Annotated in this window: 18 protein-coding genes and 1 tRNA gene; 5 read left to right on the top strand and 14 right to left on the bottom strand. The window is 57.9% G+C overall.

Annotated elements, in window-relative coordinates; translation table 11 throughout:
• Window positions 1–24 precede the first annotated feature (24 nt).
• Window positions 25–98, top strand: a tRNA-Met gene (locus tag ACTX90_RS12670).
• 746 nt (window positions 99–844) lie between these two features.
• Here the strand turns inward: ACTX90_RS12670 and ACTX90_RS12665 are convergent.
• On the bottom strand, window positions 845–5,767 hold the full coding sequence (locus ACTX90_RS12665) for a tape measure protein (protein WP_443442191.1): 4,923 nt from the start codon (window positions 5,765–5,767) through the stop codon (window positions 845–847).
• Between the two features lie 513 nt (window positions 5,768–6,280).
• Here ACTX90_RS12665 and ACTX90_RS12660 point away from each other — a divergent pair.
• Window positions 6,281–6,625 (top strand): hypothetical protein, encoded by a 345-nt coding sequence (locus ACTX90_RS12660; RefSeq protein ID WP_443442190.1) that lies wholly within the window; start codon window positions 6,281–6,283, stop codon window positions 6,623–6,625.
• A 24-nt stretch (window positions 6,626–6,649) separates the two neighbouring features.
• Here ACTX90_RS12660 and ACTX90_RS12655 read toward each other — a convergent pair whose 3' ends face one another.
• The 12 genes from ACTX90_RS12655 to ACTX90_RS12600 all read right to left on the bottom strand — a co-directional run bounded on the left by ACTX90_RS12655 (window position 6,650) and on the right by ACTX90_RS12600 (window position 11,649).
• Window positions 6,650–7,003 (bottom strand): hypothetical protein, encoded by a 354-nt coding sequence (locus tag ACTX90_RS12655; protein WP_443442189.1) that lies wholly within the window; start codon window positions 7,001–7,003, stop codon window positions 6,650–6,652.
• Window positions 7,000–7,509 carry a helix-turn-helix domain-containing protein gene (locus ACTX90_RS12650; RefSeq protein ID WP_443442188.1) on the bottom strand — a complete coding sequence of 170 codons (510 nt, stop codon included), beginning with the start codon at window positions 7,507–7,509 and terminating at the stop codon, window positions 7,000–7,002. Before ACTX90_RS12650 ends, ACTX90_RS12655 begins: the two co-directional genes overlap by 4 nt.
• 74 nt (window positions 7,510–7,583) lie before the next feature.
• Window positions 7,584–8,399: a hypothetical protein gene (locus ACTX90_RS12645; protein ID WP_443442187.1), complete on the bottom strand. Its 816-nt coding sequence runs from the start codon at window positions 8,397–8,399 to the stop codon at window positions 7,584–7,586.
• A gap of 2 nt (window positions 8,400–8,401) precedes the next feature.
• The gene (locus ACTX90_RS12640; RefSeq protein WP_417373434.1) at window positions 8,402–8,626 is read right to left on the bottom strand and encodes a hypothetical protein; all 225 of its coding nucleotides are present in this window, start codon (window positions 8,624–8,626) and stop codon (window positions 8,402–8,404) included.
• A complete protein-coding gene (locus tag ACTX90_RS12635; RefSeq protein ID WP_443442186.1) occupies window positions 8,623–8,985 on the bottom strand; it encodes a hypothetical protein in 363 nt (120 codons plus the stop codon). Before ACTX90_RS12635 ends, ACTX90_RS12640 begins: the two co-directional genes overlap by 4 nt.
• 406 nt (window positions 8,986–9,391) lie before the next feature.
• The gene (locus ACTX90_RS12630) at window positions 9,392–9,556 is read right to left on the bottom strand and encodes a hypothetical protein (protein ID WP_443442185.1); all 165 of its coding nucleotides are present in this window, start codon (window positions 9,554–9,556) and stop codon (window positions 9,392–9,394) included.
• Between the two features lie 12 nt (window positions 9,557–9,568).
• Complete coding sequence (locus tag ACTX90_RS12625; protein WP_443442184.1) at window positions 9,569–9,718, bottom strand: hypothetical protein; 150 nt, start codon at window positions 9,716–9,718, stop codon at window positions 9,569–9,571.
• Between the two features lie 85 nt (window positions 9,719–9,803).
• Window positions 9,804–10,070 (bottom strand): hypothetical protein, encoded by a 267-nt coding sequence (locus ACTX90_RS12620; RefSeq protein WP_443442183.1) that lies wholly within the window; start codon window positions 10,068–10,070, stop codon window positions 9,804–9,806.
• Between the two features lie 16 nt (window positions 10,071–10,086).
• Entirely contained in the window at window positions 10,087–10,236 is a 150-nt protein-coding gene (locus ACTX90_RS12615; RefSeq protein ID WP_443442182.1) for a flagellar basal body-associated FliL family protein, read from the bottom strand.
• 10 nt (window positions 10,237–10,246) lie between these two features.
• Window positions 10,247–11,005 (bottom strand): hypothetical protein, encoded by a 759-nt coding sequence (locus tag ACTX90_RS12610; RefSeq protein ID WP_443442181.1) that lies wholly within the window; start codon window positions 11,003–11,005, stop codon window positions 10,247–10,249.
• A gap of 207 nt (window positions 11,006–11,212) precedes the next feature.
• A complete protein-coding gene (locus ACTX90_RS12605) occupies window positions 11,213–11,449 on the bottom strand; it encodes a helix-turn-helix transcriptional regulator (RefSeq protein ID WP_443442180.1) in 237 nt (78 codons plus the stop codon).
• Window positions 11,446–11,649 carry a hypothetical protein gene (locus ACTX90_RS12600; protein ID WP_443442179.1) on the bottom strand — a complete coding sequence of 68 codons (204 nt, stop codon included), beginning with the start codon at window positions 11,647–11,649 and terminating at the stop codon, window positions 11,446–11,448. Before ACTX90_RS12600 ends, ACTX90_RS12605 begins: the two co-directional genes overlap by 4 nt.
• Before the next feature lie 136 nt (window positions 11,650–11,785).
• Between ACTX90_RS12600 and ACTX90_RS12595 the strand changes: the two genes are divergently transcribed.
• Together ACTX90_RS12595 and ACTX90_RS12590 are read left to right on the top strand one after the other, a co-directional pair.
• Window positions 11,786–12,562 (top strand): helix-turn-helix transcriptional regulator, encoded by a 777-nt coding sequence (locus tag ACTX90_RS12595; RefSeq protein WP_443442178.1) that lies wholly within the window; start codon window positions 11,786–11,788, stop codon window positions 12,560–12,562.
• Window positions 12,563–12,596: 34 nt separating this feature from the next.
• The gene (locus ACTX90_RS12590) at window positions 12,597–13,778 is read left to right on the top strand and encodes a tyrosine-type recombinase/integrase (protein ID WP_443442177.1); all 1,182 of its coding nucleotides are present in this window, start codon (window positions 12,597–12,599) and stop codon (window positions 13,776–13,778) included.
• Window positions 13,779–14,151: 373 nt separating this feature from the next.
• Here the strand turns inward: ACTX90_RS12590 and ACTX90_RS12585 are convergent, their stop codons facing one another.
• Window positions 14,152–14,910, bottom strand: coding sequence for a GTP pyrophosphokinase (locus tag ACTX90_RS12585; RefSeq protein WP_047119717.1), 759 nt, complete (start codon window positions 14,908–14,910; stop codon window positions 14,152–14,154).
• A 445-nt stretch (window positions 14,911–15,355) separates the two neighbouring features.
• Between ACTX90_RS12585 and ACTX90_RS12580 the strand changes: the two genes are divergently transcribed.
• Entirely contained in the window at window positions 15,356–16,186 is an 831-nt protein-coding gene (locus ACTX90_RS12580) for a DUF2797 domain-containing protein (protein ID WP_443442176.1), read from the top strand.
• Window positions 16,187–16,196 lie beyond the last annotated feature (10 nt).

Raw genomic sequence — 16,196 nt, 5'->3', positions numbered from 1 at the left:
TCTACTGGAAAGCTTCTCACTTGTGGCGGCGTAGCTCAGCTGGTTAGAGCGCACGACTCATAATCGTGAGGTCCCGGGATCGAGTCCCGGCGCCGCTACATAAAAAGAACCCCTGACTTGGAATAATCCAAGGTCAGGGGTTCTCTTGTATAGCGGGAATTTCTACCAATCCAGCGGAAACCCAGCGGTTTCAATCGGGCAAGTCAGTTCCAAAGCATCGGATTTTTACCAGAATCGATGTTTGCTGGAATGTGCGCTAGTTATTGGTGGAAGCTGCTTTGCGGGCACTCCGGCGGGTACCCAAACGTGTTTCCAAGGGCGGAGAATCGGCCGTTTGAGCTTTTCGTATCGGAGTGAAATTGTGTGGAGCCTTACACCCATGAATCTGCGGTGAAATACACCAGGAACCCACCAGTACATGGCCACTACTGGTTCCAATCCATCTTCCTCGACCGCGGTACGGTTGGCCAAGATTTCGTACTCGATGGGACCCTCTCTAAACGTGAAACAACGTGGAAATTCCCCGGTTCCTCGTTTTAGCGATCCATGCTGGACATCCAATATGGCACCCTCCATGGTGCCCTCACCGATCACGTAGATGCTTCCGTGATCTCTGACTGCTGAATATCGACTTCCCTTGTCCCTCTCGTTCGGGAAACGGGATGGGGTAATACTTGGTGTTGCGCGACGTCTGGTCTGTTCGATGAAATAGAGAAGCAGTGCAACTATCGCTGCAACTGAGGCCGCTATTAGTGACAAAACTGATATGAACGCATTTATTGGATCCATACACCGATAATAGGATGGCGGGGCCGGTGCCGGGCCCCGCCAAACCTTTCGATATCTAGAGCTGCATAAGTTGGCTTGCCCGTTCGATCGATTTCGATGTGGGTTCCGCTACTGGGTAGTAGATCTTGTTGTGCTGGATGATTGTTGGCTTTTCAGGCTGGATTGTCTGCCGACTGGATGTGCGTGGGATAGACGGCTGACCCATACCGTTCTGCGTACCCTGGGTGATGGCGCCACCCAGACCAGCCGCGGCGGTACTCACCTTGGGTGTTGCACTGATCAGGTTGTCGGCCAGAGTTCCAGCGAAGTTCTCAGCGATCAGGCGCGCCTTGCGAGACGGGGACTTGATGCCCAGAGCCCGCTTGAGAGCGGCCTCCATGATCTTGCCCAGGTTCTCGGTGGCCTTTTCGATGTTCTTCTGCTGGGACTCCAGCCCCTTGACCAGACCCTCAGCCGCCTGCACACCGCCCTTGTAGAGCGCCTTAGTGACGTTGTTACCGGCGGCGCCCGCATAGGTTTCGATGTCGCTGTACGCCTTGTTGATGCCCTGCACCTCAGACTTACTGCCGGCCAGCAGCGCATCCGCGACGTAGCTGCCCTCGTTGGTGCCGAGTGCTGCTACCTCCTGGATGATGACTGCCGAATATCCCATCTTGCGGAGCTTGTCGAGCTTCCCGGCGAACGTGCGGATCTGCGCGGCCTTTTCCTTGGCGGAGCCGAGGATCATGCCGGCATTCAGCGGGCCAGCCTTGAGCGTGTCCAGAGACAACATGTCGGAAAGCTTGAACTCACCAGACAGGCTGTCCTTGACCTGGTTCTTGACCCCCAGCAGCTCCTGATATTTGTCCGTGGCGACTTCGAGCTTGGATGCCACACGCTCAGCGGCGGCTTCCAAATTCAGGAGTTGCTTCTCAGCCGACCGAGCGCTGGCATTCGCCGCGCGTCGTTTGCCCTTGGACAGATCCTTGTTGCGGGAAAGGTCGAACAGTTGATCGATCTTGGACATGCCAGATCCGGACTTGAACGCGTCGACTACCTCGTTGCGTCGTAGATCTTGACGCAGGTCGTATTCGAGCTCGTAGAGCCGAGCGACCTTGGCCTTTTGATCCTGGAGTTTTTGCTGGTACTTGTCCAGCGTTTTCTCCGACTTGGCGAGTGTGCTTTTCGCCTTGTCCAGCGACTTTTGGGCGGCTTTCTTGCTCTTGCCCTTGGCCTTGTTGTACCGGGATTCAGCTGCCTTGACCGCCTTTTTCCGGTCCGCAATGACACCCTTGATGTCGCCGACCTCATCGGCGTAGACATCGGCTTGCCGTTGCGCGAACTGGCTTCCGGTCCAGCCCGACGTATCGACCTTGCGAGTGCTTCGACTTGGCTTCGGTTGGGCCTTGGCCGTACCGACACTCTTCGACGACGACGAACCACCGGACGGAACCTCAATGGACTGACCCACGTAGAGCCGGTTCGCGTTCTTGATACCGTTCGACGATGCAAGCTTCTGCCAGGTCGTGCCGAACCGCTGCGCGATCTCAGCGAGCGTGTCGCCGTTCTTCACACGGTAGATCGCGCCACCCTTGGCGAACCCCTTGATGCCGAGCAGACCCTGCCGAACCATTGCACGCAGCTGGTACATGCCCTTGTGCCCACCTGCAGCCCGCACTTCCGACGCGGTCCACATGTGCTCGCCGTTGGATGCCATGATCGGTACGTCGTCAGACGTGCCCGACCCCGGACCGTAGATCGGGCCACCTGCAGCGCGGGTGACGCCGCCAGAGCCGCCACGGCCCGTTGTCTCGTAGGTTTCCTTGGTCGTGATCACCCGAACCCGCGACACACGGTCACGCGCTAGGTTGTTCAACTGGCCCTCTGCAGTGCCTGTCGACGCGGTGGCGTAGATCGTGGTATCGCGCTTGCGCGCCGTGGTCTTGAGCGCTGACTCCGCGGCCTGGGTAGCCGCTTTGGTATCAATCGTCGACGAACGTTTTTTGCCCGCCACGCCGTCGATCTTTTTACCGGTAGAGTCCGCCCCGGTCTCGCTGACAACGATCTTTTTCGTTCCCGGTACGTTCTCCACAGTGAATCCGAGAGTTTCCAGACCCGCGATCACTTCAGGTGAATTGTCTTCAATCGTTACTTCACCGTTGGGCGCTTCCATGACCAGCCGGTAGATGTCCTGCAGCTTGAGCGTTAGAGCCTCAGCGGATCCGCCATCGGTGATAGCTACTGATGTTTCACCTGGCAACCCGAACAAAGACTGTGACAGGGCGTCGGCTTGTTCCGCTGAAATCTTCCCATCAGCAGCCAGCTGTTGGATCTGAGCGCGGTACGGTGCCAGTGCGGCATCTGCTGCAGCTGCTGCGCCGGCCTCGTTGCCGAGAGCTTTCTCATGGTCGGACGCGGCTAGAGCCGCGGCCAATGCCTGATCCTGTAGGGGAGTGAGCATACCCATGAGCCGGTCGCCAGCGTCGGAAAACTCCACGGCGCCGGTCTTGGCGTCGATGAGTCCCTTGTGCAGTTTCTTGCCGTTCTCGCCCGTCTCGTCGAAGAACTCACCGAGGGTACGTGACGTCGTAGCCAAGCTACGCTGCTGCGCTTCCTGAGTGGGAACTACACCGTTCAGCAGGTCGATGATCTGCTTATAGGCGGAGATGCGCGTGGTGGAGTCCGCTGCAGCGTCACCTACGGCCTTGATGGCCTCAGCGACACGCGACTGCACTTCGGGCGCCGTGTTCATGGAATCGTTGGCACGCTGCCACTCGCCGGAGGCATTTGCCAGCGCACCGCGCTGCTGCTCCAGGGCACCGATCAGGTGGGTGATGCTCGGGCCGGACAGGTTGGCCATGGCTTCGGATGTGAGGCCCATCGAAATGCGCCAGTTCTCCAGTGCCTGCCCGCCATCACCCTGGCTGATCACGTTGCCCATATTGTCGGTCTGGATGCCCGCCGCGGCTGCGGCTTCCTCATACCGGCGTAGGGATTCGATCATGTTGTCGTAGTCCGGGCCACCAGCCGCCACGAGAGCCGCGGTGTCCTGTACCGACTTGCCCAGGTTCTTGATCGTTTCCGATGCCGCATCGGCGCCGGAACCGAACCACCCCTTGGATCCCTTATCCATGGCCAGTGCATCCGCGGCCATCTTGTTGCTGGCATCGGTGATAGCGCCGGTGGCTTCGTCCAGGGTGCCTTTGAACTCCTGCGTGCGGGCCTTCGCCTCAGCTTGAGCCTGAGAGTAGGCGGACAGGGCCATCACACCGGCACCGAGGGCAATGCCCCACGGGCCACCGAATACGTTCATGACGCCAGTCAGTGCACCCTTGAGCCCGGATGCAATACCCTTGCCAGCCATGCTTGCGGCAGTGGTCAAACCGGCGAATTTCTTAGGTGCGGTGGTAGCTACCGTATCAAGCTGGCGTCCCCACTCCTGCAGCCCACGATAGGACTCAGTCATAGACCCGCCGAGCGACTTCTGGAGCGCCATTTCCTCGCGCAGACGCTGGAACCCCGTGACCAGCTTGGTGCTTACCAGCGTGGACAGGTCGCCCATCCAGTTGAACTTGCCCTTGAGCGCCGCGATAGCTGCGAGCCCAAGGACAGCGCTCTGCACTGGGCCAGGTAGCTTGGAGAATCCCTCTGCGATGTCGCCGACAAGCCCGACGACTGGGATGCCGACCTGCACCATGCCATCGAGCACGTCCACACCGGTTTCCAGCAGCGGCACAGTGCTACCGATGGCCGAGTTCAGGGCGCCGGACATGGTGCCGGCCAGATCCACGAGCACAGGCACCAGCGGCTCACCGGCGGCCAGCGCGTCAGACAGCACCCCTCGGAGTTCCGGGGACGCCATGACCAGCGCGGTGATGCCAGCGGCCAGAGGGTTGATGGCAAAGCCGATGTTCTTCAAGATCGGTAACTGGGTGCCCATGGCCGCGAAACCGGCAGAGATCGCCGCGATGCCCGGGGCGTGGCCGGCCAGCTTCGACATGCCCCATTCGAGGTCTGCCACGTCGAATCCGCTAACGGCGTTCTTCGCTTCCACCAGCAGATCGGAGATGTCATTGAAAGCCGGGTTCAGCTTCCGAGTCAGAGCGTTGACCAGTGGGCCGGTCTGCTTCTCCGCCGCACGGAGCAGGTCAGCGAACTGGTTGGTCCACTCCACCATGCGTCCGCCACCGTTTTTACGGATGAACGGCTCAGCAAGAGCCGAACCGATGTCACGGGATGCGCCCTTGACGCGGTCCAGGGCACCAGTCATCTGCTGCTTGATAGCCGCGGTAGCGCCATCGAATTTGGTTGCTAGCCCCTTGGTGAGGATTTCGAGTGCTTGGTCAGCGCCGATGGCTCCCTTGGAGATCTCATCCCGTATTTGCTGCCCGGATTTGCCCATCGAGTCACCGATGATGCTGGCGGCATCGATGCCGCGTTCTCCGAGCTGCTGGAGCGTTTCGCCCGTGATCTTGCCTTGGCCCTTGACCTTGGCCAGGACGTCAACCAGGGCGCCTACGTCGTCGCTGGAGCCTCCTGTGGCTGCTACGGCCTGTTGCACGGCATCCATGATCGGGATGACCTTTTTGGCCTCTACACCGAACCCGAGCAGCTGTTGCTGGGACTTGATGAACACGTCTTTGGCGAATGGGGAGTTCCGGGCGAACGCGTCGAGCTTGTCCATTTGCGCGTTGGCTAGTTTGCCGTCGCCCATGATGGTTCGGAGGGCTGCACGGCTGTTCTGCTGGAGCATGTTGTATGCGCCGCCAGTTACCGTGAGGTTCTTGGTGATGGCTAGAAATCCACCAGCTAGCACGCCTGTTGCGACTGAGGCGGTGGTGAGACCATTTTTCAGCTTTTGGCCTGCCGTGCGGCCAGCGTTTGCGAGCCCCTCAGCGAACTGGGTTGTGGATTGCTTTGCCCGTTTGAGATCCGAGTCGAACGTTCCCGGGTCTAGGCGGAGTTTTGCCGTGAGGTCGGCCACCGTAAATTCTGACATTTGGCACCAATCAGATAAACGTCTACTGAGGTATGGAGTGTTTCCTGACCTAGTAGTTACGGATTTCTACGATGATTGGTGCCTATTCAGGCGTGTGCCTCAATTTTAGCGCGAAACAACGAACATAGATACTAATCGCAGGCGAGTTTATTCTTCCCTGTTGCGATGATTGTTCGAGCTGTTCGATGCGGTGGAGTCCTGTTCGTCGCACCATGTCAGGAATGCGGCTGCTGGGTACCGAACCACGCCGCTGATCAGTACGTACGGTGGGCCGTATGGTGTTGCGCGATATCGCCAATTTGCCACGGATCGCTTGTCAAGCCGCAGGACGTCCGCTACCTCTTCAGTGGTGAAGTAACGGCGCTGAGGTTGGTCGCTTGGGTCGGTCTGGTTAGTTGTCATGCGACGATCCTAAGCCCATAATCGTGAGCGTCTTGAGATCAGCAAATTTGGGAGTAAAACGGGTATCCGCCACGGTGTCATCGAGCGGTTGAATGGGGTTAACGTCGCCGCATGAAATCCTCTATAGGTCTCGTCATCGTGGCTGTCATATTGGCAGGTTGCAGCGGGCAACCTGCAACCGATGAGCCCGCGCTGTATTGCGACGGGCTTTCTCAGACTGATTGCAGCATCGCACTTGCGCGACTCTCGACTGAAGCATCGGACTTCTACAACGAACTGAGAGATCCTACAGCCGAGCAGACGGAGAATATGGACCGGTTACGATCACTTTCGCTGGAGTGGCAGACATCCTGTTTGATTGGCGTTAATGATGAGGGGCTGACTCCTGAGTGTGACAGGATCATGCGTCGATTTGTGGAGGTGATTCCGGCGGTGAAGCCGGATCTCGCCCCGTAGAGGTTCACCTGTCGGTTGTGTTGGCTACGATGATCGTTTGCCGGGTGGCTGGTCCTGGTCTCCTGTGCCAAGCAGCCAGTTCACGTGCGCTTGCCTGACTTCAGTGGTGGATTCGCTGTACATGCCACCGAGGAGGTCACCTATCACGTCGGTGAGCCTGTGGAGGGCTATGAACATGTTGACGATCTTGTTCACGTCTGTCGCATCGTTGATGTTTTTCAGGATGATGTTTCGGATGCTTTCGGGGTCGCGTCCAGCACAGGCAACCAGTTGGGCGGCTAGGCGGCGCGCGGCCCATTGGGCTGTTTCAGGGTCGAGGATACCGGTGAGTTCGCCGTTGTCGTCGAAGGAGAAAATTGGTTCTTCGGGGTTGCTCATGGTTCGTCCTGTCTGTGGTTCGGTTCGATGGCCGGCTGTTCGGGCTGTTCCAGAATTTGTTGCTTGTCGCGCCATTCGATGAACGCGGCGTTCTCCCTAATGTCGCTCATGAAGTCCCTGAACTGGCCCTTGACCTCGACAAGGGAATCGTCTTCCATATCGAGCCGGGAGATGTTGAAATGTGAGATGGATGTATCTCGCACAGTTGCCGCGAGCTCTCGAAGATCTTTGATGTCCGTAATGCCATAGAACATATCGTCCAGCTGAATTACTCGTCTGATTGTTCTGAGTGCGGCTTCACTGCGCAGAGCTTTGAGGTCCATTTGGCGAGCTGCTACAGCCGATTGGGTGGCCGAGCGGTCGAATTCGATGCCGGCGCGGTTGGCCCAGCGTGACACTGTTGCAGGTGCGCAGCCGACTTTCTTGGCGATTTCGTTGCGTGTCATTCCTGAGCTTGCGAGCTGCACGATTTCTTGTTGCTTGGCCGGATCCAGTGGCCTTGTCATAGTCTCTCCTGGTGTGGCCGTGGCGGCGGTGTGGGGGTCACCGCCGCCACGGGGTCATGTGGGGTTCTGCTGGATTACCAGCCGGAACGCCGGTTCTTGGGTATCGCGTGGCCTGCCAGGGCGTACAGGGCCAGGTCTTCCATGAGCATCCTCTGACTTGCGGGATGGCTCACGCCATCGATAATGACACCTTCTGCGGTGAAAGTGTTGTCAGCGTCGTATTCGGGATCCGTCGCATCTCCGAATTTCTTGTAGGGAGGCATGCCAGCGTTTGCCATGATGGTTCCTACTGCGCGGAGCTCGATATCAAATGCTGCGGCGGTTTGCCTGACCTGATCGATAGCGGATTTGGCTGCTTCGATCTGCGTCTCAAGGTCTGGCATGGTAGGCAGCATCGAGCGGGCTTGTTCCAGTACTTCGGACTTGGCTTTTGCACGTGCCTTGGCATCTGCTTGCCGCTGTTTCGCCCCATCGGCTGCAAGCTTTGCGGCGTGCCGTTCGGCGTCCGCTTCCGCTCGGGTCTTTGCCAAAAGTACCGGATCTGTTTTGGCTCCGGCCCGGATTGAGTCCTCCAGGATGGCCAATTTGCGGGCAGCTGGGTTCAATTTAGCTTCCGCTGCCCGTGCGGCTTCCGCGTCAAGCTCTGCTGTGACTTTGCCCCAGTATGTTGGTGCGTAGGCCACAAGCTTGGACAGCAGCGGCTCGGGGATCTCGCTCCATCGAGTTCTGAATCCGATCCAGTTTTGTCCGGTAGACGGGTCGATTCTTTCGGAGGGTTCCCATGCGTCTAAGTAGGCTTCGGAGGCTTCCTGCGTCCAATCGGAGCGGCCCAGAGCCGGGTTGATATATGCCTTTTGCAGCTGTTCGATCAGATTGTTAGTGCTTGCCATTTTCAGTCTTCTTTCTTGTCGGGGTCGATTCCGAAAATCTCATTCAACAGCCCCTGCTCCAGGGCTTGATGTCGGGCTGATGGTGACATCTTGGCGAACAAATTGATGTCCACCTGCTGGCGCCCGATTTTCGCCATTTGTAATTGGCCGTCCTTGTTGGCTTGCATGATCTGGGCCGGTGTCATGTCGGCCAGATCTTCGCGCGATATTTGAGGCTTATCGCTCATTCTTGGGTCTCCGTTTCTGTGGGGTGTTCCTCGCGCGCGTAAGAACGCGTCTGGTCGCGTCCGCCGCTCTCTGGCAGCAGTCCTTGCTGTGCTGCGTGCCACAGTGCCTGTCCGAGGTTGGCGTGTTCTTGCGCCGTGAGGTTGTGCCGGGTGGCGATGGTCGTTAGTTGGTTGATGGTGGATCCTTTCTCGCAGGCCTGGATTGTTTCCAGCAGCGCGTTGGTGAATTCGGGTCGGGTTGGCTGCTGGGTGTTTTGCTGGGTTCGGCGGATAGTTCGGACGTAGCGGGTGATGGCGTCTCGGTGTTCTTTGGGGATCTGCCGGAGAGCCGCTTGGTAGTCTCTTGCTCTGTTAGTCACTGTCGCCCTCCTTGGGCTTCCGTAGGGGCTGGGGTGGCTTGTCACTGGTCGCCGACGGTGTGCGTCCGTCTCCGAGCGGCTGGGGCCGTGCTGAGCGGTTGTACATCTGCCGACCCTCTAGTGTTTGCCATGCGATGCGATTCCGTTTATGCGCGAAGTTGCGTTTCCCCATTGCTGGCCCCTTTGCCTTTGAGTTCCTCGTACATCCGCCTGTAATGGCTAGCGTGGCCACGCCAATACTCAACCTCCTCCTGGAGCGTCTCCACAGTGGACGGGTCCTTATTCGCCATGTACCTGATCCGATATCCAACATTTGCCCGTTTGAGGTTTAGCAGGTCGGCGATGCGTTGTTGCGAGTGGCCGCATTCGTGCAGTGCCAGGATCGCTTCTGTTTCGCGGAGCCTGTTCATTGAGTTCCTCCGTCCGTGGGTTCATTGGGGGCTTCTGAGCGGCTCATGGTTTCCTCGGCGTAGTGGGCAAGGTCCCCGTCCAGTACGTCGGCCAGCTGGGCGAATAGGACTTGTTCGGCACTGGTTGGCGGTTGCGACTGGGGGCGGTTATTCTGGGTCATGATCGTTGCCTTTCACGAGGGTTCGGTCGTGGCCGTAGCGGATTCTTTGCCGGAGTCGCTACGGCCTTTCTTGTACGGGCCTGAGATCGTGATGGTGTACGGGGTCGGGGACTCTCCCCATGCGGGCAGGGTGGCGTGGTCCGCGCAATACCATGCATTCATGTCGCCGTTTGGATGTCCTTGGGTTGCGACGATCCAATGCGCTGACCGTTTGCAATTGCGGATATGGCAGGTTCCTTCGGTGGAGTCAGACATTTTCAACTCGCTTCCCACCAGTCCGACGGTCCTTTTCGGCCTGGCAGTTGGGGCACAAGACGGTTTCACCGTGCGGGTTCGTGTAGTCGGGGTTCACCGAGACGTCCTGAGTGGGGCTGATCCATTCACCGCAGAGGGTGAGTGCATCCAGTCCGATTTCGAAGCATTCCCGGTGTTCCTGGTTGAAGAAGTAGCAGAGCTTGATGTCCTGTCGATGTGTGGTCGGCGCGGTCATGGCTGGGGCTGGGGCGGTGTTCATGGTGGATTCCTCCTGGTTATGCCTTGGTTGGCTGTTGGGTGGCTTGTTCGTGGGCTTGTTCCGCGGCCCATGACTTGCGTCCGCCGGCGATAAGCATGGCGAGCACTGCGGCGGTGACGATGCTGAGCATGAGCCATGCTGCTGCGATGATCATGATGATGAACATGGTCTGGTCCTTACCATTCGGGTTCTGATGCTGCGGGTTCGTTCTTCATGAGCTCACGAAGTGCTGCAGCTTGTCGGTTTCGTTCTTGTTCCTGGGTGAGTGGTGGATCATCTTCAAATTCTGCTGGGCTTGATACCACACGTAAGTTGGGAGCCTTTGGTGATTTGGGTGATCCATATTCGATTGAAGATTCTTTAGAGTTCGTTAGATCTTCTTTAGGGAGATACGCCTTGTATCCTCGCTTTGGTGCTTCTTGTATCTCCATTCCGATATGCCCTGTATCGCCATTGGGGATACCTCCTGTATCGCCATTGGGGATACCTCCTGTATCGCCATTGGGGATACCTCCTGTATCGCCATTGGGGATACCTCCTGTATCGCCTTTGGAGATTGATATGTCTCGATCTGCGGCATCCCATGACACATCTCGCCCAAAGCCGTTAGGGGCGAACGTCAGTTTTGGATCCAGCGTCAGGGCATAGTTCTCTCTGACACCTGGCCCGGCCTGCTCGCTGGCTACTAAAGCTCCGGCTTCTTTGAGCTCTCGTAGTGCGCGCCGTACGCTCGCTTTGACAGTATTGATTCGTGCGGATCCGCGAGTGATACCAGCAGCCATAGCCAAGTACTCCCAGCCCTGGAAGTAGACGGGCGGCACATCGTCGTCTGAGCATCGATGACAGATGTAGGCAAGCATTCTCTGTGCCACGTGTCCCAGGGTTGGGTGATCGGCCCAATACTGGTAGTAGAGATCCAGGTTTCTATGCCCCATGGTCACCTCCAGCGGTTGAGTGCAGTAGCAGTATGAATGCCTGGCCCGTGACCGCGCATTCGTGCATCGGCGCCGCCTCGTTGATACAGATCCAATGGCGTTGGCCACAGTGCGGGCATACGACCACCGCGGCGCGCGGGTGCACGGATCCGGTTGGATAGAGTCGGGTCGCGTTCACGGTCGGTTGCGTTGCCATTGGTGTCACACTCACTTCGTGTTGCGCGGGGCTTCGATCTGAGCGTTTTCCCATGCGACGACATCGGACAGGCGCCATCGAAGTTGACGACCAAGCTGCATGGCGGGCGGGCCGTACTGCTTATGCCGCCACGCGTAGATGGTGGACTCTTTGACGTTCAGCCGTTTGGCGAGTTCCGGCAAGGATAGATGAACCGTGTGCAGTTCTTCGGCAACCGGCAGCACCCGTAATTCTGGAATGATGCTCACTTTGCACCTCGGCCATCTGCGCGTCCCTCAAGCATCGCCACAATTGGCGCTGTGGGGATAAGGATTCGTTTTCCTTGCCTGATGGCCGGGTATATCCCAGCGTTGACGGCGGCATAAGTTTGGTTAATCCCGGTGCCGAGCAAACCAGACAGATCTTTGACACTGCGCGTTGGCTTATTGCCGAATTCTTCGAGGTTCATCAGTTACCCCTCCTTCCTTGGTAATGCTGAAACCACCTGACAATGTGTGGAATACCATCACTTTAAAACACCGCTGATCACTTGTCAACACCTAAGATGAATGACAACATAGAGGCAACCAAGAAAGGGTTTACGTGTGAAGCTGACCATTACTGAAATCATTGGGCGGAACGTCAGGGCGCGAAGGCAGGACCTGGGTATGACCGCCGCCGTACTGGGTGAGCGTCTGGGGTCTGCGGTGTCCAAGGATGGCAAGCCCTGGCCGCGACAAACTGTCTACATGATGGAAAGCGGTGACCGCGCGATGGTCGCCGTTGAGGTTGCTGCTGTTGCGGAGATTCTGGGGATGTCTCTAGCTGATCTATTTGCGGTCCCAGATGATGCCGGAGCGGTGCAGGCTGGGTCTCTGGAAATTAGCTGGTCAACGCTGGAAGCTGAGCGCAGATTGGAGCCGAGTGCCTACAAGAATCTCCAGCAGAATGCCGAAGATCTTCAAGACATTCTGCAGAGGCTTCAAACGAGCTATGACCGCCTAATTGTTCGTAGCCGCATAGCTGCAGCGAACGATGATGAATTCCGCGGGTGGCTCATCGAGCGCTACAACGAATCACGCGCGGACCAGGCAGCAAAGCTTGCTAAGGCGCAACGGCTAGAGGCAGATTCGGATGAAGTGGCCGCGATGCTGAAATACAATCCGTCGCCGGTGATGAAAGCGGCGGGGGATGCCTTGCGGGACGTTGAGGATCAGGCGCGCGACTGGCTGGAATCGGCGGATCTTCCGTATGAGCCGGCGAGCTCGGATGGCGTGATGGTTACAGTGCACCCAGGGCGAGTCCCAGAGATGAAAGTGCACATGGAAACCTTGGAAGCGGATCCGGCGCCAGAGGGGCGAGACAAGAAGTCTAGGCAGTAGCCAGATGGCTACGTGAATCTGAGAGGAAACTGTAATGGCACGTCCGCCGTTGCCGATTGGGGCATGGGGTCGGATCTCTCGGAAAGAGATCTCGCCGGGTGTGTGGCGCGCGCTCGCGCGTTTTCGTGACTTTGATGGTGTCACGCGGCAGCTGGAGAAAACTGTCCCCGGCAGGTCCGGCGCGGCTGCGGAGCGCGCGCTCATCATTGAGATGCAGGACCGCGCTAATTCGGTCGGTGCCGACATCACGAGGGAGTCGCGGCTAAGTGCTGTCGTGCCGTTGTGGTGGGTGGAGCAGGATGAGAAGAACCTGGCTGCGAACACTAGGACACGATACGAGAGTGTTGTGGATCGGCACATTTTGCCTGGCATTGGTGGGCTGCGGATCCGGGAGGCGACTGTGCCCGCGCTGGATCGCTTCCTGAGGGCTTTGAAAGAGAATACTGGTGCTACTACGGCCAAGCACGCTAAAACGATTCTGAGCGGGGTTCTGGGGCTTGCTGTGCGTCATGGTGCATTGGACTCGAACCCGCTGCGAGACGTGGCCGCAGTCAAGGTCTCTGCGCCGGCTGTCCGGGCTCTGACAGTTGATGAAGCTCGCGCGCTTCGGGCTGGGCTTGCGCTGTGGCAGCAGCAGGCGCCGGCCAAGCACGGTCGGGAGCGTTCTGCTGACCTCTTAGACGTTGTGGATCTCATGCTGGCCACGGGTTGCCGCATTGGCGAGGCGCTGGGGATCCGCTGGGCTGATGTGGATCTGAAAGCTACGCCGGCGACTGTGACGGTCAATGGAACCGTGGTCTATGTCAAAGGCAACGGCATGATTTGGCAGGCGCACCCAAAGAGTGAGGGGTCAAGGCAGACTTATGCTCTACCAGCGTTTGCCAGGGACATGCTGTTTCGGCGTTCTACCGATGCGACACCGAATCCTTATGACGTCGTGTTTCCGTCCACGTCGGGATCTCTGCGATACCCGAGCAGTTACAGAAAGCAGTGGCGGGATGCGCGCGCCGCGCTGGGGTTCGATTGGGTCACGCCGCACACGTTCCGAAAATCGGTGGGAACGATCCTGGCTAACGAGCATGGCGTCGGTGCGGCCATGGCGCAGCTCGGGCATTCATCCGAATCTGTGACATCGAAGCACTACGTGCAGCGCAATTTGAGCGCGCCGGATCACGCGGCCTTGCTGGAGCAGTTTGGATCCGCTGCGGGGGAGTGATTTGCCCAGCGCTTACCCAGCGGAAACAACCTTTATAGGTGTTTTGATCTACTTTTATCTTTTGCGAAGTATTCGCATGAATGCCTTGTCAGACCAAAAATGGTAAAGACGGATCAAACTAGGTCAAGACGTTCTCTCATAATCGTGAGGTCCCGGGATCGAGTCCCGGCGCCGCTACAGCAGTAAAACCCCGGAAACCCAACGGTTTCCGGGGTTTTTGTGTTCGCGATCGGCCCGTTCACAAGCCCGGGTACTCAGATAATGCCTCCGAAAGGGATCCGTGGGTTCAATGGAGCCAAACGCAGTTCCCGTGAAGCCACCCGATGAATGAGAAAACGCGGATCGGCTCAGTGCCGATCCGCGCCTATCCATCCTAGTTTTGTTTCCTTGGCGACTCGGTTGGTTCCTCAGGAATACCTTGCTGGGCGATCATCAATAATTCCTGCAAAACGGAATCATCGAAACCTCGATCGTCCTCGGACTCCGTGCTGTTGACATCGTGGCCGTGGACTTCCGTGTGCAGCCTTTGCATTTTCATGTCCAGGCTTTCTGCGACCCGTGCCGCCTCGGCCAGCTCTTCGACAAGATGCTCGGGCACGGCGCCTTCGTACTTGTAGAAGATCTTGTGTTCGAGCGTCGCCCAGAAGTCCTGCGCAATGGTCCTGATCTGGATTTCCACGGTGATATCAACCGGCCCCTCGGACAGGAAAACCGGGATCTTCACGATGGCATGCAGGCTTTTGTACCCGTTGGGCTTGGGATTCTTGATGTAGTCCTTGATCTGGATGACTTCCAGATCGCTTTGCGATGTCAGCGTATTGAGCACCTTGTAGATGTCTTTCACAAAACTGCAGGTGATGCGAACGCCGGCGATGTCGCTGATATTTTCGCGGATTGCCTCGAACGTTGGAGTGATGCGCCGCTGGGCGACTTTCCGCATGATGCTTTCCGGCGACTTGACCCGGGAGGTGACATGCTCGATGGGGTTGTACTTGTGCAGGTACAAGAATTCCTCGCGCAGAATCGACACCTTGGTCAGGATTTCATCGACCGCAAACTGGTGTTCCATCATGAAGCGCTGGAACTGGTGATGGAAAGTGCGAGCCATGTTCTGGAGTTCAGGGTTGTTCATCGCTGCGGTACGCAGTGCCACAGGGGGAGGGGACGGCCTGTCTGAGCTTTGAGTTGAAATCTCTATCACCTCTGAATATTCAATGTCGCGAAGTCGGGGCACGCGTCTGTATGTACCTCCAGAGTAGAACGCAGTCCTAAGAAAATGGACAGAACCCCGGGTATACCGACCGAAAACCATCCGATGCCTACCAGAGTTGACGCGGTTCCGGCACAACTGGAACACTGCCCAACGAGCTCTGCAATGTGAGCGCCTACGAAGCGGTGAGCGGAGTTCCAGGAATCAGGTGGTACTGGCTTAGGCTTGAATGCGACTCTTTTCTTGAAAGGCCTCCATGGAATTCCCCAGTGAATCACGACAGCTCTGCCACGGGATCAGCTTTTCCCACTACGAGCCGGCGCCAAGCCTGAGCCTCCGTCGCGGTTCACAGTGGATCCATGAGTCCTTGTCCAAGAATCGAGCCCTTCGCTTGCAAGTCAGCGACCTGAAGTTCTGCCTGGGCTATATCACCATGAACCCTGACGGCGGTCGCAACAATTTCCCCTGCCCGAAAAACAAAGCTGTACGGACAGGCAATCAGTGCGACCAGTGTCGGAGACTTGACCACTCCAAATTCATGCACCACTTCCATACGACCGGCGAAGCGCCGGCGGGGATGCGAAAATATTTGGAACAGCCGCATTTCCTCTACGTGGCAAGCTTCGCCCATGGAGCCACGAAGGTCGGCACGACCTCAACCCAGAGCAAATGGAGCCGCCTAGCACAGCAGGGTGCGGTCGTCGCCCGCTACATCGCTGGCGCGGGGGACGGCGCGGCCATCCGCGTGCTTGAAGATCTCATCACCGAACACGTGGGACTGGGCCAGCAAGTGCGGCAGAAATCCAAGGTGAAGGGGCTGACCAGCTGGGAACTGACTTTGGCCAGCCTCGATGACATCAACCGTGCAGCGGCCGACAAGGCCCGGGACTTCCTGTCTGCACAACGCGGGCTGGAGACCTATGGCATCGAACTTCGCGATGAGCTGTGGGAGCACCCGGAGTATGCGCAACTTGTGGTCGACGCCTGGGACGCGCATGCGCTGCATCCGTGGGATCAGAAGATCGCAGACAACCAGTTCAACATCAGGGTGCGCGGAGTTCTGGGGCAAACCATCATGGTCGACAGCGGCCCGTCTACAACCCTGAGGCTCATCGACGCGGCGGAACTCAAAACCCACGAATTGGGAGTTGCCGATGAACATGGCGACTTCCATGAAGAACAGTCTGCGCTGTTCTAGGTAATCGAGG

The sequence above is a fragment of the Glutamicibacter soli genome (genome assembly GCF_052322135.1).
Lineage (GTDB): Bacteria > Actinomycetota > Actinomycetes > Actinomycetales > Micrococcaceae > Glutamicibacter > Glutamicibacter soli.
This window is presented reverse-complemented; position numbering and strand designations above follow the sequence as displayed.

Bases quoted from the DNA above. Each gene is read 5' to 3' on its own strand.
- ACTX90_RS12610 (WP_443442181.1), bottom strand. From the start codon at position 11,005: ATGGGGCATAGAAACCTGGATCTCTACTACCAGTATTGGGCCGATCAC.
- ACTX90_RS12585 (WP_047119717.1), bottom strand. From the start codon at position 14,910: ATGAACAACCCTGAACTCCAGAACATGGCTCGCACTTTCCATCACCAG.
- ACTX90_RS12630 (WP_443442185.1), bottom strand. From the start codon at position 9,556: ATGACCCAGAATAACCGCCCCCAGTCGCAACCGCCAACCAGTGCCGAA.
- ACTX90_RS12620 (WP_443442183.1), bottom strand. From the start codon at position 10,070: ATGAACACCGCCCCAGCCCCAGCCATGACCGCGCCGACCACACATCGA.
- ACTX90_RS12590 (WP_443442177.1), top strand. From the start codon at position 12,597: ATGGCACGTCCGCCGTTGCCGATTGGGGCATGGGGTCGGATCTCTCGG.
- ACTX90_RS12625 (WP_443442184.1), bottom strand. From the start codon at position 9,718: ATGAATGCATGGTATTGCGCGGACCACGCCACCCTGCCCGCATGGGGA.
- ACTX90_RS12660 (WP_443442190.1), top strand. From the start codon at position 6,281: ATGAAATCCTCTATAGGTCTCGTCATCGTGGCTGTCATATTGGCAGGT.
- ACTX90_RS12655 (WP_443442189.1), bottom strand. From the start codon at position 7,003: ATGAGCAACCCCGAAGAACCAATTTTCTCCTTCGACGACAACGGCGAA.
- ACTX90_RS12665 (WP_443442191.1), bottom strand. From the start codon at position 5,767: ATGTCAGAATTTACGGTGGCCGACCTCACGGCAAAACTCCGCCTAGAC.
- ACTX90_RS12615 (WP_443442182.1), bottom strand. From the start codon at position 10,236: ATGTTCATCATCATGATCATCGCAGCAGCATGGCTCATGCTCAGCATC.
- ACTX90_RS12650 (WP_443442188.1), bottom strand. From the start codon at position 7,509: ATGACAAGGCCACTGGATCCGGCCAAGCAACAAGAAATCGTGCAGCTC.
- ACTX90_RS12640 (WP_417373434.1), bottom strand. From the start codon at position 8,626: ATGAGCGATAAGCCTCAAATATCGCGCGAAGATCTGGCCGACATGACA.
- ACTX90_RS12645 (WP_443442187.1), bottom strand. From the start codon at position 8,399: ATGGCAAGCACTAACAATCTGATCGAACAGCTGCAAAAGGCATATATC.
- ACTX90_RS12600 (WP_443442179.1), bottom strand. From the start codon at position 11,649: ATGAACCTCGAAGAATTCGGCAATAAGCCAACGCGCAGTGTCAAAGAT.